This window comes from Pseudoalteromonas atlantica, assembly GCF_043641955.1.
Taxonomy (GTDB): Bacteria; Pseudomonadota; Gammaproteobacteria; order Enterobacterales; family Alteromonadaceae; genus Pseudoalteromonas; species Pseudoalteromonas atlantica_A.
The window spans coordinates 17,583-39,387 of the sequence record NZ_JBHZRV010000002.1; the positions used below are offsets into that span (position 1 = coordinate 17,583).

Here is a 21,805-nt window from a genome sequence, read left to right on the forward strand (position 1 = left end):
TAAGGATTAATAATGACTATAAAAAACAACATAAACACACAATTAGTCAGCAGTGGTAGGAAAAAATCTTACACTCATGGTGTTGTAAACCCTGTAGTGCAACGCGCGTCTACAGTTGTGTTTGATTCAGTTGAAGAATTACAAAATGCGGCAAAAAAACGCGGCGATAAAACACTTTTTTATGGACGCCGAGGCACTACGACCCATTTTGCACTTCAAGAGGCAATCACTGAACTTGAAGGAGGCGAAGGATGTGCGCTTTACCCATGCGGTGCGGCTGCTATTAGTAGTGCCTTACTTGCTTTTTTAAAAGCGGGCGATCACATTTTAATGGTCGACACCGCCTATGAACCAACGCGCGATTTTTGCGATAAAATATTAACTGGTTTTGGTGTTGAGACAACTTATTACCCTGCGACTATCGGTGCGGGTATTAAATCGTTGATTAAAGAAAATACAAAAGTACTCTTTTTAGAGTCGCCAGGCTCTATTACCATGGAAATTCAGGATGTGCCTGCAATGGTTGCTATTGCAAATGAGCACGGTGTAATGACGATGCTTGATAACACTTATGGCAACGGCTTACATTACCGCCCATTAGAACATGGTGTTGATATTAGTATCCAAGCTGCAACTAAATACATTGTGGGTCACTCAGATGTCATGATGGGCGTTGCGGTTGCGAACAAAAAGTATTGGCCTACGTTGCGAGAGCAATCTTATTTATTGGGCCAATGCACCTCTGCCGATGACGCTTATTTAGCACTGCGAGGCCTCAGAACAATGGCTGTTCGTTTGAATCAACATGAAAAAGCAGCTATTGAGGTCGCTAAATGGTTAGAGCAGCATCATTTGGTGGATCATATCCGTCACCCAGCGTTTGAGACGTGCCCTGGGCATGCATTCTTCAAACGTGATTTTGATGGTAGCAATGGTTTATTTTCTTTTGTAATGAAAGAAGGTAATCAGCACGCAATCAATGCCTTTTTAGATAGCCTACATCATTTCAAAATGGGATTCTCATGGGGCGGATTTGAAAGCTTGGTAACGGCCAATTTGACAATGAAAAAACTTCGTTCTGCATCCGGGTGGGAAAAAGGCCCTGTTATTCGCTTACACATTGGCCTTGAAGATGTTGAAGATTTAATAGCTGACTTAGCTCAAGCACTTGATGTCTACAAGCAGCATCTTTAAATGTAAGTATGTTACATTTTAATTTATTGTTACAAAGCTCACTTAAAGTGAGCTTTTTTTTGCTAGTAATTCAACACGTTTGCACTTAATGTGGGTATATTGAGACTTTAAAAGGAAAACCTGTGACACAATTACATCCACAGCGATTAATGAAAATTGCACAGTTTGAACTTGTTCGATTATTTTTGACAAAGCGTGGCTTGTTAGCCGTGGCTGCGTTTACTATTTGTTGGCTATTAATTTTACGTTATCCCATAGGGCAAGCGGTAAGTATTGTAAGTTCGCCTGAAATGGCTGAACTTGCTAAGCAAGTATTTGGGGCAATTGGGTTAAGTAAATTACTTCAATGGCCTGAAGCGGAACTGGCTATGTATTGGTTAATTGCCTTGTATAGTTTTCCGTTATTTTGTTTATTTTTATGTAGTGACCAAATTGTTGGAGATAAACATCGTGGAACATTACGATTCTTAACGCTAAGAGCAACTCGCTCAGAAATTTTATTGGGCCGTTTTATTGGGCAAGTACTTATTTTAGCAGCGCTTTTAACAGTCACATTGTTTGCAACATTGGCTGTAATGGCATTTCGTGATGTTGCTTTGCTTAGTGGCGGGATAAACCGTGGAGCTATCATATTATTTTATTTACTAATTACAGTTATGCCATTTGTAGCCTTAATGACTTTAATAAATACGTTTGCAAGCTCAGCACGATTAGCGATTGTATTAGCTGTGCTATTTTTTGCTGTTGGGAACATTGTGGTGGGTATTCTAACATGGCAAGTACCTATGTTTGCTTTGCTTGATTATATATTCCCGGGGGTTCAAATAAGCCAAGTCGCGGGGCAGAATTCGACTCTACTCAGTAGCTTAGGTATTCCCGTTATACAAAGTGTTGTGTTGTTGTTTATCGCTCAACGTATTTTTGTTAGGAGTTCGTTATGAGTACATTGATACACGCGCAAGCGATAACAAAGCGCTATGGTAGCAAATTAGCGCTCGATGACGTTAGTTTCGAAATACAACAAGGGGCACCCGTTGCCCTAGTTGGTCCTAATGGAGCGGGGAAAACAACATTATTTAGTTTGTTATGTGGTTATATTTTACCTTCGCAAGGCCAATTAAGTATTCTAGGCAGTAAACCTGGCAGTAGCGCATTATTTGGTAAGTTAAGTGCCTTACCTCAAGATGCTCAGCTAGACCCTCGTTTTAGTATCGTGCATCAACTAAGTTTTTACGGACAGCTTCAAGGCTTGTCTGCAGGTGCAAGTAAATCAGAAGCATTGCGAGTGCTTGATTTGGTTGGCTTGTCAGAGGTTGCTCACCAGCGATCGGATGACTTATCTCATGGCATGCGAAAGCGCGTAACCATAGGCCAATCACTCATTGGTAAGCCACAGATAGTCATGCTTGATGAGGCAACCGCTGGGCTTGATCCAATTCATGCTCGAGAAGTCAGAGAGCTTGTTGCTAACTTAAGTGATGAAGCGACCTTTATCCTCAGCTCTCATGATTTAACAGAACTAGAGCGCTTATGTAACCATGTGTTACACCTAGACAAAGGTAAGCTGATAGAACATCAAGCGAAATCGTCAGAGCTTCAGGCTGAGCGTTTTATGACTATACTCTTTGCAGATAATTATACTGACGTCGAACAAGGGTTACTTAGCTTACAGGGTGTTACCCGAGTCTATATGAGCCAAGCTAAAGAATATGTGATTGAATATCAAAAACCTGAAAAGCAAATTGATATTGAGTTACTTAATTTTTGTTATCAGCAAGGTTGGCGCTACCGCCAGTTAGTAAATGGCCATACCTTGGAAAATCAAATTTTTACACAGGAGAAAGCGTAATGGGTTTATTAAGTGGATTAATGGGTAATGCTAGTGAAGTCGAAGATGACGATTTAGAAGAAGTTCTCAGTAATACATTGGTTGATGGAGAACAAGTTGAAAAAGCCTACAAAGTCGTTCGCGACATGTTTATCTTCACAAATAAGCGTCTTATTCTTATTGATAAACAAGGTGTGACAGGCTCAAAAATTGAAATGCTGAGTATTGGCTATTCTAAAATAACCAAGTTTAGTAAAGAAAGTGCAGGGCATTTTGACTTAGATGCAGAGCTTAAAATTTGGGTCGGTTCAGATCCCACCCCAATTAGTAAAGATTTTAAAGCGGGCGATAACATCAATGAAGTTTACAAAATAATCGCTACATATGCATTGTAATTAACTGAAACAAATAACTATTTACCTTTTTTGATGCCAGCTTATAGAGTAAGCTGGCATTTTTTTATTTACATTTCCCTACAGTTATTTACAATTAGTTCAATATAAACAAAGGCTTGGTTAAGTTTCAATTCAGTTTTCCCGCGTTAGCATGCCCACGTCTTAACTAACAGGTTAGGCAAAACAGCAATGTAACCATGTAAATAGGGAAATCTAATTATGAAAAAAATAGCAGTTATTATCTCAAGTATTCTTCTTTCAAGTGCTGCGACTGCTGCAGACACTTATGAGTCAATTAGCCATGTTAAATACACGGATTATGACGGTAACGATGTAGTAAGCCTTGATTCAACTTATTACTTTTCTCCTAAAGCAACGTTAGGTCCTTACAATCAATTTGAATACATCAACAAGCAAAGTAATGTTTATGGGTCATACATTGATGACGATTTTGGTGACGTTACAAAGGTTGGTGGTGAATATTTTTTAAATCAATTTGTATTTGGTGCTGGTTACCAAAATGTTGATTATGGTAACAGTCGAGATGCTTTCAACCTTTCTGCAGGCTACTTCTTTAACCCTGACTTACTCATGAAAGCTACTTATATGGATGTTGAAGATGGTGAAGATAACTTTAGATTTGATTTAGCTTATAACCATAAACTAAATAGCACTGATTACATCGGCTTTACCGTATCGGCAGATGACGATTTTGACTACCGTGCAGTAAATGCAAAATATTTTATCGACCTTCAACAAGGGAATTATTTAACAGTAGAGGGTACTGTTGCTGATACTGATGATTTTGGCAGCTCTTGGGTATTAGGCTCTAATTATTACTTTACTAAAGCCACTTCTGTGTTTGTCACATTTGATAAAAATGATGATTATAGCTTTGGCGCAGAGCACTTCTTTAATCGAAATGTTGGTTTAGAGTTAGGGTATGCGAATAACTGGGATGACTCAGACTACGATGCTTACTATGCTAATGTGAGCTTACAGTTTTAATTTTATTGAAGATTAATTTAAAAGCCCGCTTTCAAGCGGGCTTTTTGATCAATAATTAAAGAAGAATTACCAACCGCATTGACGGCCTTGGTTTTGCTCATCTAAATATTTTTGCAATGGCGCAAAGTAATCAAGTAACGCAGTGGCATCCATTTCTGTTTTGCCAGTTACTGTGGCAAGTGCTTCTTGCCATGGACGGCTTGAGCCCATTTCAAGCATTGCATTTAGGTTTTCACCCGCCGCTTTAGAGTTGTAAACTGAACAACGGTGAATCGCTTCTTCGTTACCAGCAATCTCACACAGGCTACGATGGAAGTCAAACTGAAGAATATGTGCTAAGAAGTAGCGAGTGTAAGGTGTGTTGCCCGGTACGTGGTATTTTGCACCTGGATCAAAATCAGCTTCTGTTCTAGCAATTGGTGCTTGAATACCTTGATACTTCTGACGTAAGTCCCACCAAGCTTGGTTGTAGTTTGCTGGAGTTACTTCACCTGAGAACACTTTCCAGCGCCACTGATCTACAAGTAAACCAAATGGAATGAAAGCGACTTTATCCAGCGCCATTTTCATTAATAAACCAATGTCTTTTGATTCGTCTGGTACTTGCTCTAATAAACCAATTTCTTTTAAATAACCTGGAGTAACTGAGAGCGCAATAGTATCGCCAATGGCTTCATGAAACCCATCGTTAGCACTTTCTTGATAGTAAAGTGGCTGTGTATTGTACGCGCGCTGATAAAAGTTATGGCCTAATTCATGGTGAATAACTGAGAATTCTTCGCCTGTACGTTGGATACACATTTTTATACGAAGGTCGTCTTTGCTATCAATATTCCACGCTGATGCATGGCATTGCACATCACGATCTTGTGGTTTGGTAAATAGTGAACGTTGATAAAACGTCTCAGGAAGGGGGTCAAACCCCATTGAAGTAAAAAACTTCTCCGCGCCTTTAACCATTTTTAGTTCATCATAATTATGTTCAGCGAGTAATGCTGTTACATCATAACCTGGATCTGCATTTTCAGGGGCAACAACATCATAAATATTCCCCCATGTTTGCGCCCACATATTACCTAATAAATGTGCAGGGATTGGTTGATCTTGCGGTACTTTATCTTCACCGTATTTTTCGCCTAGTTTTGCACGAACATGACAATGTAATGAATCATAAAGTGGTTTAACTTGTCCCCAAATGCGATCAAGCTCATTGGCAAAATCATCTGCAGGCATATCATACTTGCTGCGCCACATAGCTCCGGTATCAGCGTAACCAAGCTCTTTAGCACCTTCATTTGTTAAGGTTACTTGTTGCTCATAAAGAGGTCGCATTGGTTTAGATACTTGACGCCAGCCTTGCCATAAATCAAGTAATTCATTGTAGTCACGACTTGTGGCCATCTTTGCTGTCATATCGCCTAAGCTTAGACAATTGCCACTTTCTTTGCAGTACTTACCTTTGCCGTATATACCACCCAGTTCAGCCACTAACTGTGATAGTTTAGCTGTTTTTTCTGCATCTTGAGGCGCTGGTAATGTGAGAGCCAATTTTAGCTTATCTAATTTACGTCGGGCATCGTAATCAAGCGCTAATGAATCAAACTGAGCTGCTTCATTTGCAAGGCGCACGACCGCTTCCGTCATCTTGCGGTTTACTTCTGCAGAAAGTGCAGCGGTATCATGAGTAATGAAATTCGCGTAAATCCATTCTGCGCGGCTTGATTCCAAATAGAGTGCGTTGAGTTCTTGTTCCGTTTTATTTATAAAGTCTTGTGCATCAGTTGCACTAACTGAAGTGCTAACAGCCGTGTTATCTTTTTCAGATGTGTCTTGGTTACAGCCTGATAGTGCTAATGCACTTGTGACCATTAATACGCTTAAACTAAGCTTAAAATGTGGAGTTGTCATATTTACCCTTATATTTGTTATTTATCGCTATGGATGATAGCAGTGTCTTAAAGCAAGGCAAATAGATAACGCTATAACTTGCAATAGTGAATAGAGATAGCCGTGTTACATTGTATTTATAAAAGGATCGGTCATACTTAAAACAATACATTTTCATCTATTTAAAAGGATAGTTTCCATGTCTGTGTTCATATTGTTACTGGTTGTGGTGATAGTTATATTTGCTGTAAAAGATATCCGCATCAGCTTAATTAGTCGCCCTGCATTTAAGTTTTTTAAAAAAGTACTGCCGCCATTGTCACAAACGGAACGGGAGGCTATGGAGGCAGGGGATGTTTGGTGGGATGGGGAACTATTTAGTGGAAACCCTGACTGGAAAGTGCTTCACAGCTACCCTAAGCCAGAATTGAGTAAAAAAGAACGTGCATTTTTAGATAATGAAGTAGAAACATTACTGGCAATGCTTGATGACTATCAAATTGTTCAAAAAGATAAAGACTTGCCTAAAGAAGTTTGGGATTACCTCAAGGTGAATGGTTTTTTTGCAATGATTATTCCCGAAAAGTTTGGTGGTCGTCAGTTCTCAGCGATTGCAAACTCTACCATAGTGGCAAAAATTGCGACTAAAAGCTTAACCGCTGCGGTTACTGTTATGGTGCCGAACAGTTTAGGCCCAGGCGAATTATTGCTTCATTATGGTACAAAAGAGCAGCAAGAACGTTGGTTGCCATCATTAGCAACGGGTGAAGATGTACCTTGTTTCGCACTAACAGGGCCTGAGGCAGGATCGGATGCGGGCAGCATTCCTGACTCTGGTGTGGTGTGTAAAGGTGAATTCAACGGTGAACAAGTAATAGGACTTCGTTTAAACTGGTCTAAACGATACATAACACTGGCACCTGTGGCTACAGTGCTTGGACTTGCGTTTAAAATGTACGATCCCGAATGCTTGCTTGGTAAAGAGAAAGAGCTGGGTATAACTTGTGCGTTAATACCCACAGATCATGACGGAGTAGAAATCGGCGAGCGTCATTATCCGCTTAATATGGCGTTTATGAATGGAACGACTTACGGTAAAGATGTATTTATACCACTAGAGTGGATTATTGGTGGTCAGCAGGGTGCTGGTAGAGGTTGGCGTATGCTGGTTGAATGCCTCAGTGCAGGCCGCGGTATTTCTCTTCCTGCGCTGAGTAGTGCTACAGGGCATTTGTGCTCGCGCATGACATCAGCTTATGCGATGGTAAGACAGCAGTTTGGATTATCAATAGGGCAGTTTGAGGGGGTTCAAGAAGCGTTAGCGCGTATTGGTGGCTTAACTTATAGCTTGGAGTCTTGTCGATTAATGACGGCAGGTGCAATTGATTTAAAACTCAGCCCATCGGTTGTCACGGCTATTGCAAAATACCATATGACAGAGATGGGACGCACAGTGATGAATGATGCGATGGATATTCACTCTGGTAAAGGCATTCAAGTAGGGCCAAATAATTACTTAGCACATGGGTATATGGGGATCCCGGTTTCTATCACTGTAGAAGGGGCCAACATATTAACACGTAACTTAATGATTTTTGGACAAGGCGCAACACGTTGTCACCCATTTGTACTTAAAGAAATGGAAGCGGCAGCGATGGAAGATGATGAGCTTGCTTTAAAACAATTTGATTCGTTATTGCTACAGCATATTATATTTGCCGGTACCAATGCAGGTATGTCGTTAGTACATGGACTGACTCGTAGCTATTTTGCTAAATCTCCTGTGAGTGGCGCAACAGCGAATTATTATAAGCAGTTAGGCAGAATGAGCCGCGGATTGGCATTTTGTACTGATGTAGCTATGCTGATTTTAGGCGGAGAGCTTAAGCGAAAAGAAATGATTTCAGCACGCTTAGGTGATGTGTTGAGCCACTTATATATTGCATCAACTGTGCTCAAACGCTTTGAAGATGAAGGCCGTCAACAAGCAGACTTAGCATTTGTTCAGTATTCAGTTGAACGGTCGTTATTTGAAATTGGGCAAGCATTTGACGGTTTCTTTAAAAACTTTTCAAATCCATTCGTTAATTTTTTACTCAAACGGGTAGTTTTCCCACTGGGTAATCATTACCATCGCCCTAGTGATAATATAGCTCAAACAATATGCGAGCATATGACTAAGCCTGGCGTTTTCAGAAATCGATTAACTCACTTGTGCTATGTTGATAATAATGCTGGTACAGGCGTCATGGAGCAAGCATTTACAGCAATGCATGATACTGCCGATGCATTCAAACGCATGAAGAAATGGCAACGTGAAGGCGTTTTAAATCGTAATACATCGATAGAATCAGTAATTGATGAAGCAATTGAAAAACAGCTGATCACAGAGCAAGAGGGTAAAAGGCTACATGATGCAAATGAGCTTAGGAAACAAGCCATAGCGGTAGATAACTTTGCTAAAGGGACACTGTAAAACTAAAAAAGCCTTTATAAATAAAGGCTTTAAAAATAAATACTTTAAGTATTAAAAACTTATCTGGCAAATGGGTCTGGGTTTATTTTATCAACGTACCATTTGCCTTTCTTACGCACCATTTTCACACTGCGCATATCATCAACCTTGTTACCATTAAAGTAACCGGTAAAAATAAGGTTTATATTAGCCTTATCGCCATACTGTTCTCGTAGGCTCATGTTTGTCATATCGACTTCAATAATAACTTCGTCATATTGCATATTAACTAAATTGCGAGCGAATTGTTTAGAAGTACCATAGGACTTCATTATTCTGCCTAATTTAGGCGTAGCCATTGTCATCGCTTTATTTAGATCTTTAGCGTTATACAAGGCATCAAAATACATAGTAGCACCTTCTCCTGGTGTACTTGAGTCACCAGAAGTTGACTCTTCACTGCCACAGCCTTGCAGTGAAAGAATAGAAATGAGTGTAAAAATAGTTAATAAATATTTCATTTTAAATTGTTTTACAGATTCCAGATGATTCAAGTGTGAGACGAATTAATAAAGATGTAAAGTTTAATAGCGGTATTAATTGGATTTAGTGATATTTTACAGTACTAAAAGATTAGTTTATGTTATAGCAATTACACTAATGATAATACTCTATAAAAAAGCTAAGCAGACTTATTAAAATAGCCCATAAACTTATGCCAATGAAATAACACTAATGTACTGTTAAAAAATGATTTGCTCTAGGCTTTGTTGGTATTGCAAGGTTGCTTTTTAAGCAGTTAGTTTGGTATTTAGGCAAGGTAGAAGCATCTATGTGGTGGGGTATTACCCATAAAGAGGTGATAACGCAGCATCAATGCCCCTGGGTTCTGTGCCTTCATGGATACGTGGGTAGGACGCTTAAGCTTCGCTCGTTTTTTATTTATTTCACATAGATTTTAGCCAATAGGATAACGTTGTAGTAGTTATCAAGCCCACTAGGTTACATACTCGTGCCGCGATTAAACCGCTCTAGTTTGACGCATTTTAATCAGCAGAGGCCAACTAGCCTTAGTGGTCTGCTCTTAAGCTGTTTAGCCATTGTTCAGGATCAGGTAAAATAAACTCAATATTATGATTCTGTTTCGTTGTAATCTTAATACCGCTTTGTGTTATCGGAATAATACCCGCCGCTTTTCCTGTACAGGGTTCAACACGACTAATTGTGTTTAATTTAATTGTGTATGAACCTAAATTTAACTGTTTATTGAGTGATTCAAAATGAAGTAAGTGCTCAGTTAATGTTAATCGCCCATCCGCTTTTGCTGAACCAAGTTGCAGTGTTGCGTAGCTGCTTTTTAGCTGCGTCACGTCAGAAAGTAACATACCCATAATTCGCTCCATGATTGTTTGTATCAAATATTATGTTGCCAACTGGAATGTGTCAAACTTGTAAATAAAACTTTGCCTTCTTGTTGTAAAACTGCCGTTACAAAAAATATTTGTCTCTGTTATGTTTATGTTGGTGTTTACTCACAGATACAAAAACTAAAATTGCGACCAGCATTTGTAAAAATAGTGCTGCTAACATGATGATTAAATCCAATCGACTACTCATGATATGTGTATTGTTTAACTCTATGAACCACGCGAGTACAAGCATGCCAAGCAACGAAAAATGAATAAATTGTTGCAACTTAACCTTGAAGGTAAGTGGTTTATATTGGCTAAATACCAGTAACACAGCGCTCACTATGGGGGTTAGTAATATACAGGCGTAGATAAGTGATAAAATTGGACCCCATTGAAATTCATTGGCATTTATTGACTGAGCTATTTCTTTTTCACATCCTGGTAGCATAAGTAAAGCTAAAATTAGGATTGAAGTCCTTAATATGTAATTCTTCATATATTCTGTCTAATTTTCTAGTGGCTTATAATGTGTTTTAAATCAAAGATATAATGTTTAGCCATGTGCAGAGATAAGCTCTTTGGCATTCGCTTTGGCCATTTTACTGATGTTGTCACCAGCAAGTAGCCTTGCAATTTCTTCGATTCTGCCATCCTTATTCAAGGATTTCATATGGGTGAATGTTTCGCCGTTTGCAATTTCTTTGGCTACAAAAAATTGTTGATGGCCAGAGCTTGCCACTTGGGGTAAGTGCGTTACACAAATAACTTGTGTTGATTTACCTAATTGGCGTAATAACTTTCCTACAGCTGATGCCGTAGGGCCAGAAATACCCACGTCGACCTCATCAAAAATAAGTGTTGGCGTTGTTACTTTTTGCGCAATAATGACTTGTATGGCTAAGCTAATTCGTGAAAGTTCGCCACCAGATGCTACTTTTGATAATGGCTGTAAAGGTTGTCCTGGATTTGTTGAGACTAAAAATGCAATGGAGTCAAAGCCTAATGCTGTAGGCGCGCGTGTTGGCTCTTTGCTCAGTTGAATCTCGAACTGCCCATTCTCCATCGATAAATTCGCCATACTTTGGCTTATCAGTTTATTTAAATCACAGGCTGCTTTTGTCCGGCTCTCACTTAATAAACAAGCGGCTTCGTTATAAAGATCCAACGACAAGATTATTTCAGATTCTAATTGTTCTAACCGTGATGAATTATTGCTAATTGATTCCAGCTCACTACTGATTGATTGATGAAAATCTACGAGCTCTTCAGGCTTTATATGGTGTTTGCGCGCTAAATCTAAAGCACCACTCAAACGCTCTTCTACTTCAACAAGGCGACTAGGATCTAGTTCAGTTTGATCAGCATAATTTCTAATTTCACGACTGGCTTCTTCTACTTGTACAGCGGCCTCTTCTAACAAAGTCGCTACGCTATTTAAGCTGTTGTCGTAATGTGCCAACTCAGCAAAGCGTTGAGCGCTATGCTGTAATATTGAGCAAGCATTTTGCTCATCACTCTCGTATAAATGCTGTAGCTCACGTTGGCAAGATTCAAGTATCGTTTGGCTATGACTTAACTTATGATGCTCTGCTTCAATCTGTTGGAATTCATTTTCTTGCAAAGCAAATTCGTCAAGTTCTGCGACTTGGTATTCTAAAAGTTGTTTTTGCGCCGCCTCTTTCAGTTGAGACTGCTCCAGAATAGAGTATTCTTTTTGCAGGTTTTGGTGTTCACGATAGCGTTTACGCACATTCGCGACCAAGCCAGAGTGTCCTGCGTAGGCATCTAATAAATTGAGTTGGTGGTCTGCTTTCAAAAGATATTGATGCGCATGCTGCCCATGAATTGAAATTAGGTGCTGGCCAAGTTCTTTTAACTGTGTGGCTGTAACTGGACTACCATTGATATAACTTTTACTGCGGCCGTTTTTACAAATAACACGTCTTAATAAACATTCGTTTTCATCATTTGTTAATAACTGTTGTTGTAAATACTCATTGGCATTGGGCAGGTTAGTAATATCAAAGTGGGCACTTATTTCTGCACGCTCTGTACCAGGGCGTACAGCTGCGGCATCGGCACGCTCACCCAAGCATAATGATAATGCATCTATGGCAATTGATTTACCCGCGCCAGTCTCACCTGTAATAGCGGTCATACCGCCATGCCACTCGGTGCTGAGGTTATTTACAATGGCAAAGTTTTTAATTTCGAGTCCGATTAACATACTGTTCATCCATCCAGTCAACTAACTGTTAATTTATACAGTGTTTTGTTTTTTTGCAAATAAAATTTCTACTTTTGTTCAAATTCCAAAGTAGTGGCTGTTGCTAGAGAAGTGTATTTGAAGTCGGGGAAATGATTTGAAATGTAAAAGGTAGGGTGCTTTAGCACCCTGTAGTATTTAACTATTAGTTACTCAACTGTTGTGTAAAAGACTGAGTATTTGAATCGTCAGAGTCTTGCTCTTCATCTACTTCAGGTACACCTTGATCACTTGAGATATCAGGTGATTCTAATGTTTTAATTAATGAAGGGAGTGTTTCATAATAAAAATCACGGTTATATTCAATTCCCGCATAAGGTAACTCAGCAACAAAAAGAGAAAGTTGCTCTGCTAATTTGTCACGTTCACCGGTAACAAACGATTTAGTCAGTTCGCTATTTACTGTTGATATAAAAGATTCTACGATTCGTTCTAAATACAATAAGTTCTCGTCACTATGAGGCTGTACAACAAAAAAGTTGCTGGCAATAACTTGTAATCGTGGAATATATTTAGGTCTAAGGATGTGAGCCTCGCAAAAGTAATTTAATTTCCCTTTTAAATTATTGGTTACTTCTGCCACACGGTTGTTAAACAGCTTTTTTTCCGCCTCTCGTGCATTACGGCGGTTATTTTCAATTACAAGGTATGTACCTAATAAAGTTATTAATAACAAAATAGCAAAAAATACAACGTAGGTCATCGCTAATAAACATTCCTGTTTTATATGATTATAAATTTCATGATATTTTGCGCTAATGTATGACTTAGCGCAATAAAATTAATACAAACGACTACCCCAATTTAGCTTTGTACGCAAAACATGGTAGTAAGAGTATTCTTTAGGGTGAATAAGCCTGAGTCTTTTGTCAGCTTTTTTTATTACCACTTCATCGCCTGGTAATACAGCCAGTACAACATGGCTATCACAGCTCACTTGTAAGCTATCGGTGTTCTCTAAACTTAACTTCAAGCGAACTTCATTATCAGCATCAACAACTAACGGTCGACTTGATAGGGTATGAGGAAACATAGGCACCAGCGAGATAGCATTCAACTCAGGGGTTAAAATGGGTCCGCCACCAGATAGTGAGTAAGCTGTTGAACCTGTGGGGGTTGAAACAATTAAACCATCGGAGCGCTGAGAAAAGACAAACTCATTGTTTATAAATGCTTCAAACTCAATCATATGAGCAACTTTGTCAGCGTGAAGTACTGCTTCGTTTACGGCAGAATTAGCACTTTTTAGTTCAGCATGGCGATAGACTTCAACTTCAAGCAAGAAGCGGTTTTCTTCGATATATTGCCCACTTAACACTTGCTCTAAGCTTGCTTCAAAGCCATCTGGGTTTAAGTCTGTTAAAAACCCTAAATTCCCTCGGTTCACACCAATCACCGCAACGTTAAAGCGAGCAAGTACACGCGCTGCACCTAGCATATTCCCATCGCCTCCAACAACAATTGCCAAGTCAGCTTTTTCACCTAGCTCAATTAATTTAACGAGTTTATCTTTAGGAATATCGTCTATTTGCTGTCCAGTTCTTTGCTCAACAATAACAGAAAAGCCTAATGCATTTAAAAAAGTATACAGGCGTATTAATGTTGCGGTTGCGCCATCGTGATTTACTTTTCCAATTAAGCCTATGGTTTTAAAAGGTGATTCCATGGTATTCACGCAAATAATTATAATAACGCTAGAGTACTTAAAAATGAGTGAATTGAAAACCTCAGAGCCTTGAAATAACTTCTCTTTGCCCCGATATATGTTTTATGCAGCAAGATGTAGATAATATGAATATAAATCCTCGAGATCAGCAAATATTTTCCGCCGTTATGAGTTTGTATTGTGATGGCGAAGGCCAACCCGTGGCGTCCAGTAAAATAGCAAAACAAAAAGGAATGGCGGTTTGCTCGGCCACCGTGCGTAATGCCATGTCTCGGCTTGAAAAAGTAGGTTTACTATACTCACCCCACACATCTGCTGGGCGCGTTCCGACTAATGCTGGTTTTGAGTATTGGCTAACGGAGTTTTTTGCATTAAATGAGATTGCTCAATATTGGCACCCAGCGCAGTCAAAGCTTGTAGAGTTAGCCCACGATTTAAGCCAACGCTTTAAAGTTTGTTGTTGTGTTGGTTTACCTCAGGTCCGTTCCCAGCATGTTTTCAGAGTAGAAGTGCTTGATTTCGATAGTAATGATTGGCTCATATTATTGATAGATAGGGCAGGTCAAAGCCATAATATTTGTATTCACAAACCTGATGATTCATCAGACGCTGTTCGATATCAATTTGCCACTTGGCTAAACACGGTATTTAGTCAACAAACACTCATGGAAGGCTTGTATCGTATGCAAGCAATGGCAAATACAGCACCCCGTAATTGTCATGACTCTTTAACTCAATGGACCCGCGAATTAAGCCAGAAGCTTGGCTCAGACAACAGTATTGTGGTGGGTGAAAATTACCTATATAAGCAAATGGATTGTCAGCAAAGTTTAAATATTGGTGTGTCATTTTTAAACTATGTTGAAGATAAACTGGCTTTTAAAAATGGTGTTTCTGTGCTTAATTCAGAACAACTGCCATTTGCAGACTGCTCTGAGTTAATGGTAATTAGTGTGCCGTATTTTCAAAATCAAGAATATCAAAGTCGTTTTTGTATTATTTGCCCAAAATCGGCGCAAATTGAAGCAATCATCCAAGAATTTAAACTAATCGAGTCATCTGACTCTTGAATCTTTTTATTCAATCCCCATAATTACCGCAATTGAAAAGAATTGGAGTACGTTTATTATGTCTGAGCAGACAAAATCACCAGAGCAAGAAGTAGAGTTAAACGAAGAGTTAGAGCAAATGCAAGCAGACGTTGAAGCGGCTGTAGAGGCTGCTGATGCGCATGAAACTGAAGAAGTTAGCCCTGAAGCTGAAATTGCTATGCTTTATGCTGAACTAGAAGCGGCAAAGCAAACAATCAATGATCAAAAAGATGGCGTTGTTCGTGCTGCAGCTGATGTTGAAAATATTCGTCGTCGTGCAGCGCAGGATGTTGAAAAAGCGCATAAATTTGCTTTAGAAAAGTTTGCTAACGAACTACTTCCAGTGATTGATAACCTAGAACGTGCAATTGAATTCTCAGACAAAGAGAACGAAACGCTTAAGCCGTTGCTTGAAGGCATTGATATGACAGTGAAGAGCTTTAATGATGCTGTTGCTAAGTTTGGTGTTGAAATTGTAAACCCACAAGGTGAGCAGTTTAACCCAGAATTCCACCAAGCTATGTCTATCCAACCAAGTAACGATGTGTCACCTAATACAGTACTAGCTGTAATGCAAAAAGGTTACACTTTAAATGGTCGTTTACTTCGCCCAGCAATGGTGATGGTGTCAAAAGCTGCTGAGTAATATACAGTATTTTAAAAATGCCCGTTAATCACGGGCATTTTTTTTGCCTTGTAATCGGTGCCAAATTTGAGCAAGTAAAGTCAGTACGAGAGCACTGAACATTAAACTTGAAAAGGGCACGGCACTTTGCGCATGCATTAAGGCTAGTATTGGCCCAACGAGTGCACCGCTACCAAAGCGTAAAGTACCGATGACGGCTGTTGCTGTCCCTGATTTTTCTTCAAACTGCATTAAGATAAGGGCATCTGCATTACTGGCAATAATACCTAGGCTCATCATAAGAGGTGCAATAGCTGCAACTATAAAATACAGTGATAAATGCAACACACTAAAAGATAACAAAGCGCTGCCCGCCATAAACCCTACAAACAACCCATAATAAAGCATCTTACGTGAGCCAATACGTGGCACTAAACGTGTGTTTAAAAAATTACCAAACATTAGCGCCATTACATTAAACGCAAACAATAAACCAAATAATTGTTCAGATACTGCAAAGTAATCAAGGTATACAAACGGTACAGCAGTTAAAAAGCAAAAAAAGCCAAAAGATACAAACATTGAGCTGGCTATGTCTGCGCGTGCATTTTTATTTTTAAACACGGTTTTATAACTATCAAAAAAAAGTGCAAAACCTGAAAGAGGGCTTTTAAATATTGGGATATCAATTAAGTATCTTTGAGTTAGCGCTAAAATAGTAAAACTATAACAAGCAAGTACAATGAAAATAGTCTGCCAATGAGAAAGCCCCATTATCATTGAGCCGACAGTAGGCGCAACGAGAGGTGCCACCATCATGATCATAGACACATAAGACATGCCTTTAGCCGTGTCTTTTTGATAAATATGACGAATAATACCAGGCACAACCACCGTTGCAGCTGCACCAGTAAAAGCTTGTACTACACGTAAAAACCAAAAAAGGTGTATGTCATTACAAAATGCTAAAGCAAGGGAACTTAACCCAAATAAAGCTAACCCGATCTTCGCGAGTACTCGTCGTCCTATTTGATCAGCAATCGGGCCGAAGAAAAGCATGCCTAAAGCGTAACCAGCAAGGTACAAGCTTAGAGATATTTGCACATTAGGCATACTTGTATTGAGGTCGTTTGCAATGATTAACATCGCAGGTAAATACATGTCGATTGCCAGAGGGGTAATGGCAACGATACTCGCTAAAAGAGGGAGTAAGATGCGCTTGTTAAGGAGAGAAGGTTGTATTTGCATGCGCCACTCGAAAACAGAATTTGGTGCGCATTGTATACCCAAGCCACCACAAGATGCGAGCGTCGTTGGAATTAAAAGCGATTTAGGCAAGGCATTGATTGCAAATAATGGTTATTCCCCTTGTTAAAATCAATAACGCAGTACAAATCGCTTTTAATCGCCTGTGAAACGCTGAGTTTTGCATCTTGAGGTGGTTTGGGTATATCTGCGAGATTTATAATGCGATAGCCAGTGTATGGATTAGTTTATGATTAATTTTTGCAGCATGCTTAGGGGGTTGAATAGTAATATTATGTTAAGGCGATATTTGCTATATTTACAAAATATAAGTAAACGGAATGTTAGTTGGGGAATATAATGAAAAAATTAGTTTTAGCAGTACTCGCAACAGCCGTGTTAGCCGGGTGTAAAACATCACCGACAGGTCGGACACAGATTGCCTTGTATAGCGATCAACAAATGAGTCAAATGGGCCAGCAAAGCTTTGCTCAAATGAAAGACACTCAAAAAGTAAATAAAGATCCAGCTGTGAATGCTTATGTTAAATGCATTGCCAAGGATGTGATTGCTGTTTTACCTAAGCAATACGCAAGCCAAAACTGGGAAGTAGTCGTGTTTGAAGATGATTCTGCCAATGCTTTCGCATTACCAGGAGGCTATATTGGTGTTCATACTGGGCTGCTTAATGTAGCTAAAAATCAACATCAACTAGCAACAGTCATTGGCCATGAAGTCGGTCATGTTATCGCGGAACATTCAAATGAACGTGTATCACAAAGTTCACTTTTGCAAACGGGCATGCAGGTCGGTAGTGCAGCGCTTGATATGGGTAATGTAAAATACCGCAATGAAATAATGCAAGGTCTCGGTTTGGGAGCTCAATATGGTGTTATTTTACCATTTAGTCGTTCTCATGAATCAGAAGCAGATATTATCGGTTTAGATTTAATGGCAAAAGCAGGGTTTAACCCAAAAGAATCAGTGACGCTTTGGCAAAATATGAGTCAAGCTGGAGGTGGTGCAACACCTGAGTTTATGTCGACTCATCCAGCACCCGGTAATCGTATTAAAGAATTACAAGCAAATATGTCAGGTGCGATAGTGGCAAAGAATAATGCAAACCAGTCAGGTAAAACTCCAGCCTGTAAGCTCTAGTTAACCACTAAAGTAGTTTATAAAAAGTTTTAAAGGCGCAATGTACATGTTGCGCCTTTATTTTTTCCTAAGCGAAAGTATGATCTTAGGCGCTTCCTAGAACGTCCACTCGATATGTAGTTGTGGAACCGACTCAGTGGTATCTGTACCAAGTTTGTTGTGCCAATATTGCCACTCAATCCCTAAAAGCAAAGTGTTTTCTTTCATGCTCATCGCATTACCTAAATCCCACGTAATGATAGGTTGCGCTAAGATCCAAGCTTTAACATCTTCACCAAACTCATTTTCACGCGCGGCGATATACTCAATGTGGCCTGTTACATTAAACTTTTGCGCACCAATTGAAAATGGGTATCCCCATGCAATATCGAGCATCCAGCTGTTGCTTTCACTTGGTGCCCCACCGCGGGAAACGCCATCATTATCATCAATGTATGCTGTGACCAGCGTTGACAAAAAGCTAAACCCCGGTGCTTGCCAATTCACCTTTACGCCAGGTAAATACTTTAATACTTTAGAGTCGCCAGCGGCGTTAAATCCTGCCGTTAAACCAATATCAGCAATTGCACCGTATGACATATCATTGCCTGAAATCTTCGACAGACTAAACGTTGAATACCATTCACCATAAAAGTCTTTATCTTGATAGCCATCATCTGTGGCATCATTAATGTAATCAATAAAGAAAAAGTTATCGCCATAATCATAAGCAGAAGCGTGCTGTAGTGATGCGATGGTGGTGTTTGACTCTTGACCTGTGAATGGGTTTTTAAAATCACCATTGTTGAGGTGTAGTGCAGTGGTGCTCCAATTAGCCGCTTGGCTAGAAGCGCTGACCAAACAAATGGCAGCTAAGGCAACGGTTTTTTTCAATGTCTTGTCTCAAATCTAAGGTTGTTATATGAACATGTTTCACTTTATGACTAACTAAGTTTTAATCTTAAAGGTGCAACATGCTCTAGTTCAAGACAAGATTATAGCAGATACACGCAAAGTTGAGCGTATCTGCTAAAGATATTAAGCTTTATTGCGACGCAGGCAAATTACAGTAATTGCTGTAAACGCTAGAATAAAACAATAGTATGAAGATGTAGAAACTTCCCAAGGGCTAATTTTAAAGGTAGCGCCGAGTAATAACGCTTGAGCGCCATAAGGCAATGAGCCTTGAGTAACACAGGCAAATATATCCAGCAAGCTTGCTGAGCGTTTGCCGCTAATTTTACCATCAGTCGCTAGCTTTTTAGCCACAGGGCCTGCAACAATGATTGAGACTGTATTGTTTGCAATGCATAAATTACTAGTCATAACGAGTGCTGCAATACCAAGTTGATCAGCTACTTTTCTGTGCCATTTCGCAATGATTTTTGTAATTGCTTGAATTTTGCCTGCTAGGTAATCAAGGCCGCCATTTATGCGAATAAACTCAGACAAGCCACCGATAAACATCGATAACAAGAAGATTTCTTGCATATCAGTAAAGCCTTTATAGATATCTTTTACGAAGCTTGCCCCTTCGTAGCTGCCCGTAAAGCCCATAAGCGCAGCAAAAATGATTCCGCTAAATAGCACAACAAAAACATTGAAGCCCATTACGGCAAGCACGAGTATAAAGGCATACGGTAATACTAATAACAGATCATACTCTTTCGCTTCAACGGCTTGCGATGCTGGTGTTAAAAAGACCAGTAACGCGATAGTAAGTATTGCTGCGGGCAGGGCGATTTTTAAGTTTTCACGAAACTTATCCTTCATTTCACAGCCCTGAGTTCGTGTTGCTGCGATTGTAGTATCTGAAATGATTGATAAGTTGTCGCCAAACATTGCGCCAGATACGATAGTACCTGCCATTAGTGCCGGATCTATTCCCGTTTTCATTGATACTGCATAAGCAATCGGACCAATCGCTCCGATAGTTCCCATCGAAGTACCCATAGCCGTTGATACAACTGCGGCAATTAAAAATAGACCAGGCAATAATAAAGCAGGAGGGATAAGCGATAAACCCGCGTTCACAACAGCATCAACACCGCCGGTTGCCCCTGCAACAGCAGAAAATGCTCCTGCAAGTAGGTAGATCAAACACATAGTAATAATGTTGTTATGCCCAGCGCCTTTTATAAAGGTCTCTACACTGTGGTTAATGGTGTTTTTATTTAGGATAAACGCCAGCATTATCGCTGGTAAAATAGCCACAGGGGCGGGTAATTGATAGAAAGCGTAATCGACCCCTTGTGATTGCAGATACAGACCAGCACCTAAAAATAGGGCCACAAAAGTAAGCAGGGGCAGCAAAGAGAGTTTTGCTTTAGTTTTATTAAATGATGGCTGCATCATATTCCTCGTTAGATATCATATACTACAGCCAAAACTTCCCTTTTTTAGCTGAATTTAGTTGGTTGTCTTATCAACGTGATAAGAAGCTCAACAGCGCCCGCAAGCCAAAGACCAAATCGGCGCAAAAAGGAAGTTTAAATGTATAGATGGCTAAAGTCTATGGGTATCTGTTATTATTATTTTTTAAAAGGGTTACCTGACTATTACACGAGTTTTAGATAAAATCTAGTTCACTTAATTTTGCAAAGGTTATTGATATGAATCGAATCGGCGTATTTGGCGCAAACGGAAGAATGGGATTAGCATTATTAGAAGCCGCACACAAAGATAGCAATGCCGAGTTAGCTGCAGCCTATGTTCGTAGTCGTTCTCCTTTGTTAAATATTGCAGTAAATCAATTAAATAGTGCAGCGCCACTGGCTGTTACGTTTAGCGATGAGCGTGAAGTAGCACGCGACATTGACGTATTAATAGACTTTACTTTACCTGCAGGAATGCGCACGCATTTAAAAACTGCAGTGGCAAATAATATTGCGATGGTAATAGGTACCACGGGCCTAAATGATGATGATATGCAAGCACTAAAAGAAGCTGCTAAACATATCCCAATAGTTTTTGCTCGCAATTATAGCGTTGGGGTTAATTTACTGCTTAACTTAGTACAAACCGCCGCCACTAAATTTGGCGACGATTTGGATATTGAAATATTTGAAGCGCATCACCGCCATAAAATTGATGCTCCATCAGGAACTGCATTAGCCATTGGTGAATCAATTGCACAGGCGAAAGGATGGGATCATGATGAAGTTGCTGTTTATGATCGTAGCCAAGTTGAACAAACCAAATCACAAAAAGAAATCGGTTATTCAGTGCTCAGAGGTGGCGACATAGTTGGTGAACACACAGCATATTTCGCAACTTCTGGCGAAAGGCTTGAATTAACTCACAAAGCAAGTTCAAGAATGACCTTTGCATTAGGTGCTGTAAGAGCTGCAGGCTGGTTGAAAAATAAGCCTGCTGGACTTTATGACATGCAAGATGTGCTTGACTTGAAGTAGTTAAGGTGCATTTTTGGCGCTTTGACGTGTTTTTTAGCTAATAGTGCTTATTTTTGCTATTTAATGAATTATCGTTAGACCTAAAGCGTAAATTACTATAAAATAGCGCCAATTTGCCAAAAATTCATAATTGCGTGTTTCCAATCGCTATAAACGGGTAGTAAAGCAAATGACTTTACTCCC

At 39.6% G+C, this 21,805-nt stretch carries 20 protein-coding genes; 10 read left to right on the top strand and 10 right to left on the bottom strand.

Features of this window, described 5'->3' with window-relative positions; all coding sequences use genetic code 11:
• The first annotated feature begins 12 nt into the window (after positions 1-12).
• The 5 genes from ACHUE3_RS03645 (at position 13) to ACHUE3_RS03665 (ending at position 4,425) form a co-directional block, all read left to right on the top strand.
• Positions 13-1,194 (top strand): cystathionine beta-lyase, encoded by a 1,182-nt coding sequence (locus ACHUE3_RS03645; protein WP_394190320.1) that lies wholly within the window; start codon positions 13-15, stop codon positions 1,192-1,194.
• Positions 1,195-1,343: 149 nt separating this feature from the next.
• Positions 1,344-2,135, top strand: coding sequence for an ABC transporter permease subunit (locus ACHUE3_RS03650; RefSeq protein WP_394191625.1), 792 nt, complete (start codon positions 1,344-1,346; stop codon positions 2,133-2,135).
• Complete coding sequence (locus tag ACHUE3_RS03655) at positions 2,132-3,043, top strand: ABC transporter ATP-binding protein (RefSeq protein ID WP_394190322.1); 912 nt, start codon at positions 2,132-2,134, stop codon at positions 3,041-3,043. The genes ACHUE3_RS03650 and ACHUE3_RS03655 overlap by 4 nt, the downstream gene beginning before the upstream one ends.
• On the top strand, positions 3,043-3,417 hold the full coding sequence (locus ACHUE3_RS03660) for a PH domain-containing protein (protein WP_394190324.1): 375 nt from the start codon (positions 3,043-3,045) through the stop codon (positions 3,415-3,417). The genes ACHUE3_RS03655 and ACHUE3_RS03660 overlap by 1 nt, the downstream gene beginning before the upstream one ends.
• A 219-nt stretch (positions 3,418-3,636) precedes the next feature.
• Positions 3,637-4,425 carry a putative porin gene (locus ACHUE3_RS03665; protein ID WP_394190326.1) on the top strand — a complete coding sequence of 263 codons (789 nt, stop codon included), beginning with the start codon at positions 3,637-3,639 and terminating at the stop codon, positions 4,423-4,425.
• A 66-nt stretch (positions 4,426-4,491) separates the two neighbouring features.
• Here ACHUE3_RS03665 and ACHUE3_RS03670 read toward each other — a convergent pair whose 3' ends face one another.
• Positions 4,492-6,333: a M2 family metallopeptidase gene (locus ACHUE3_RS03670; RefSeq protein WP_394190328.1), complete on the bottom strand. Its 1,842-nt coding sequence runs from the start codon at positions 6,331-6,333 to the stop codon at positions 4,492-4,494.
• 178 nt (positions 6,334-6,511) lie between these two features.
• On the opposite strand from ACHUE3_RS03670, the gene ACHUE3_RS03675 reads away from it, so the two are divergent.
• A complete protein-coding gene (locus tag ACHUE3_RS03675) occupies positions 6,512-8,788 on the top strand; it encodes an acyl-CoA dehydrogenase (RefSeq protein ID WP_394190330.1) in 2,277 nt (758 codons plus the stop codon).
• A 59-nt stretch (positions 8,789-8,847) separates the two neighbouring features.
• Here ACHUE3_RS03675 and ACHUE3_RS03680 read toward each other — a convergent pair whose 3' ends face one another.
• The 6 genes from ACHUE3_RS03680 to nadK form a co-directional block, all read right to left on the bottom strand.
• The gene (locus ACHUE3_RS03680; RefSeq protein WP_394190332.1) at positions 8,848-9,288 is read right to left on the bottom strand and encodes a hypothetical protein; all 441 of its coding nucleotides are present in this window, start codon (positions 9,286-9,288) and stop codon (positions 8,848-8,850) included.
• Between the two features lie 549 nt (positions 9,289-9,837).
• Positions 9,838-10,158, bottom strand: a complete 321-nt coding sequence (locus ACHUE3_RS03685) for a GRAM domain-containing protein (RefSeq protein ID WP_394190334.1) — start codon at positions 10,156-10,158, stop codon at positions 9,838-9,840.
• A gap of 97 nt (positions 10,159-10,255) precedes the next feature.
• Complete coding sequence (locus tag ACHUE3_RS03690; protein ID WP_394190336.1) at positions 10,256-10,627, bottom strand: hypothetical protein; 372 nt, start codon at positions 10,625-10,627, stop codon at positions 10,256-10,258.
• 105 nt (positions 10,628-10,732) lie between these two features.
• On the bottom strand, positions 10,733-12,406 hold the full coding sequence (gene recN, locus ACHUE3_RS03695) for a DNA repair protein RecN (RefSeq protein ID WP_394190338.1): 1,674 nt from the start codon (positions 12,404-12,406) through the stop codon (positions 10,733-10,735).
• A gap of 184 nt (positions 12,407-12,590) precedes the next feature.
• Positions 12,591-13,148, bottom strand: coding sequence for a hypothetical protein (locus tag ACHUE3_RS03700; RefSeq protein ID WP_394190340.1), 558 nt, complete (start codon positions 13,146-13,148; stop codon positions 12,591-12,593).
• 78 nt (positions 13,149-13,226) lie between these two features.
• Positions 13,227-14,111, bottom strand: a complete 885-nt coding sequence (gene nadK / locus ACHUE3_RS03705; RefSeq protein WP_394190342.1) for an NAD(+) kinase — start codon at positions 14,109-14,111, stop codon at positions 13,227-13,229.
• A 104-nt stretch (positions 14,112-14,215) separates the two neighbouring features.
• Here nadK and ACHUE3_RS03710 point away from each other — a divergent pair, with 104 nt between their 5' ends.
• Positions 14,216-15,181 (top strand): HrcA family transcriptional regulator, encoded by a 966-nt coding sequence (locus ACHUE3_RS03710; RefSeq protein WP_394190344.1) that lies wholly within the window; start codon positions 14,216-14,218, stop codon positions 15,179-15,181.
• Positions 15,182-15,239: 58 nt separating this feature from the next.
• Entirely contained in the window at positions 15,240-15,848 is a 609-nt protein-coding gene (gene grpE, locus ACHUE3_RS03715) for a nucleotide exchange factor GrpE (RefSeq protein ID WP_394190346.1), read from the top strand.
• 24 nt (positions 15,849-15,872) lie between these two features.
• Here the strand turns inward: grpE and ACHUE3_RS03720 are convergent, their stop codons facing one another.
• Complete coding sequence (locus tag ACHUE3_RS03720; protein WP_394190348.1) at positions 15,873-17,075, bottom strand: Bcr/CflA family efflux MFS transporter; 1,203 nt, start codon at positions 17,073-17,075, stop codon at positions 15,873-15,875.
• A 357-nt stretch (positions 17,076-17,432) separates the two neighbouring features.
• On the opposite strand from ACHUE3_RS03720, the gene ACHUE3_RS03725 reads away from it, so the two are divergent.
• Positions 17,433-18,230 (top strand): M48 family metallopeptidase, encoded by a 798-nt coding sequence (locus tag ACHUE3_RS03725; protein WP_394190350.1) that lies wholly within the window; start codon positions 17,433-17,435, stop codon positions 18,228-18,230.
• A gap of 96 nt (positions 18,231-18,326) precedes the next feature.
• On the opposite strand, the gene ACHUE3_RS03730 is transcribed toward ACHUE3_RS03725, so the two are convergent.
• Together ACHUE3_RS03730 and ACHUE3_RS03735 are read right to left on the bottom strand one after the other, a co-directional pair.
• Entirely contained in the window at positions 18,327-19,103 is a 777-nt protein-coding gene (locus ACHUE3_RS03730; protein WP_394190352.1) for an outer membrane protein OmpK, read from the bottom strand.
• Positions 19,104-19,247: 144 nt separating this feature from the next.
• Positions 19,248-20,561, bottom strand: coding sequence for a Na+/H+ antiporter NhaC family protein (locus ACHUE3_RS03735; protein ID WP_394191627.1), 1,314 nt, complete (start codon positions 20,559-20,561; stop codon positions 19,248-19,250).
• A 260-nt stretch (positions 20,562-20,821) separates the two neighbouring features.
• On the opposite strand from ACHUE3_RS03735, the gene dapB reads away from it, so the two are divergent.
• Complete coding sequence (gene dapB, locus ACHUE3_RS03740; RefSeq protein WP_394190354.1) at positions 20,822-21,622, top strand: 4-hydroxy-tetrahydrodipicolinate reductase; 801 nt, start codon at positions 20,822-20,824, stop codon at positions 21,620-21,622.
• The last annotated feature ends 183 nt before the right edge of the window (positions 21,623-21,805 follow it).

What these genes read in the sequence shown, in the direction of transcription:
- grpE (WP_394190346.1), top strand. Translation starts at nt 15,240, where the DNA reads ATGTCTGAGCAGACAAAATCACCAGAGCAAGAAGTAGAGTTAAACGAA.
- ACHUE3_RS03720 (WP_394190348.1), bottom strand. Translation starts at nt 17,075, where the DNA reads ATGCAAATACAACCTTCTCTCCTTAACAAGCGCATCTTACTCCCTCTT.
- nadK (WP_394190342.1), bottom strand. Translation starts at nt 14,111, where the DNA reads ATGGAATCACCTTTTAAAACCATAGGCTTAATTGGAAAAGTAAATCAC.
- ACHUE3_RS03665 (WP_394190326.1), top strand. Translation starts at nt 3,637, where the DNA reads ATGAAAAAAATAGCAGTTATTATCTCAAGTATTCTTCTTTCAAGTGCT.
- ACHUE3_RS03710 (WP_394190344.1), top strand. Translation starts at nt 14,216, where the DNA reads ATGCAGCAAGATGTAGATAATATGAATATAAATCCTCGAGATCAGCAA.
- ACHUE3_RS03735 (WP_394191627.1), bottom strand. Translation starts at nt 20,561, where the DNA reads ATGCAGCCATCATTTAATAAAACTAAAGCAAAACTCTCTTTGCTGCCC.
- ACHUE3_RS03660 (WP_394190324.1), top strand. Translation starts at nt 3,043, where the DNA reads ATGGGTTTATTAAGTGGATTAATGGGTAATGCTAGTGAAGTCGAAGAT.
- ACHUE3_RS03670 (WP_394190328.1), bottom strand. Translation starts at nt 6,333, where the DNA reads ATGACAACTCCACATTTTAAGCTTAGTTTAAGCGTATTAATGGTCACA.
- recN (WP_394190338.1), bottom strand. Translation starts at nt 12,406, where the DNA reads ATGTTAATCGGACTCGAAATTAAAAACTTTGCCATTGTAAATAACCTC.
- ACHUE3_RS03725 (WP_394190350.1), top strand. Translation starts at nt 17,433, where the DNA reads ATGAAAAAATTAGTTTTAGCAGTACTCGCAACAGCCGTGTTAGCCGGG.
- ACHUE3_RS03690 (WP_394190336.1), bottom strand. Translation starts at nt 10,627, where the DNA reads ATGCTACCAGGATGTGAAAAAGAAATAGCTCAGTCAATAAATGCCAAT.
- ACHUE3_RS03700 (WP_394190340.1), bottom strand. Translation starts at nt 13,148, where the DNA reads ATGACCTACGTTGTATTTTTTGCTATTTTGTTATTAATAACTTTATTA.
- ACHUE3_RS03685 (WP_394190334.1), bottom strand. Translation starts at nt 10,158, where the DNA reads ATGGGTATGTTACTTTCTGACGTGACGCAGCTAAAAAGCAGCTACGCA.
- ACHUE3_RS03650 (WP_394191625.1), top strand. Translation starts at nt 1,344, where the DNA reads ATGAAAATTGCACAGTTTGAACTTGTTCGATTATTTTTGACAAAGCGT.
- dapB (WP_394190354.1), top strand. Translation starts at nt 20,822, where the DNA reads ATGAATCGAATCGGCGTATTTGGCGCAAACGGAAGAATGGGATTAGCA.
- ACHUE3_RS03675 (WP_394190330.1), top strand. Translation starts at nt 6,512, where the DNA reads ATGTCTGTGTTCATATTGTTACTGGTTGTGGTGATAGTTATATTTGCT.
- ACHUE3_RS03645 (WP_394190320.1), top strand. Translation starts at nt 13, where the DNA reads ATGACTATAAAAAACAACATAAACACACAATTAGTCAGCAGTGGTAGG.
- ACHUE3_RS03680 (WP_394190332.1), bottom strand. Translation starts at nt 9,288, where the DNA reads ATGAAATATTTATTAACTATTTTTACACTCATTTCTATTCTTTCACTG.
- ACHUE3_RS03655 (WP_394190322.1), top strand. Translation starts at nt 2,132, where the DNA reads ATGAGTACATTGATACACGCGCAAGCGATAACAAAGCGCTATGGTAGC.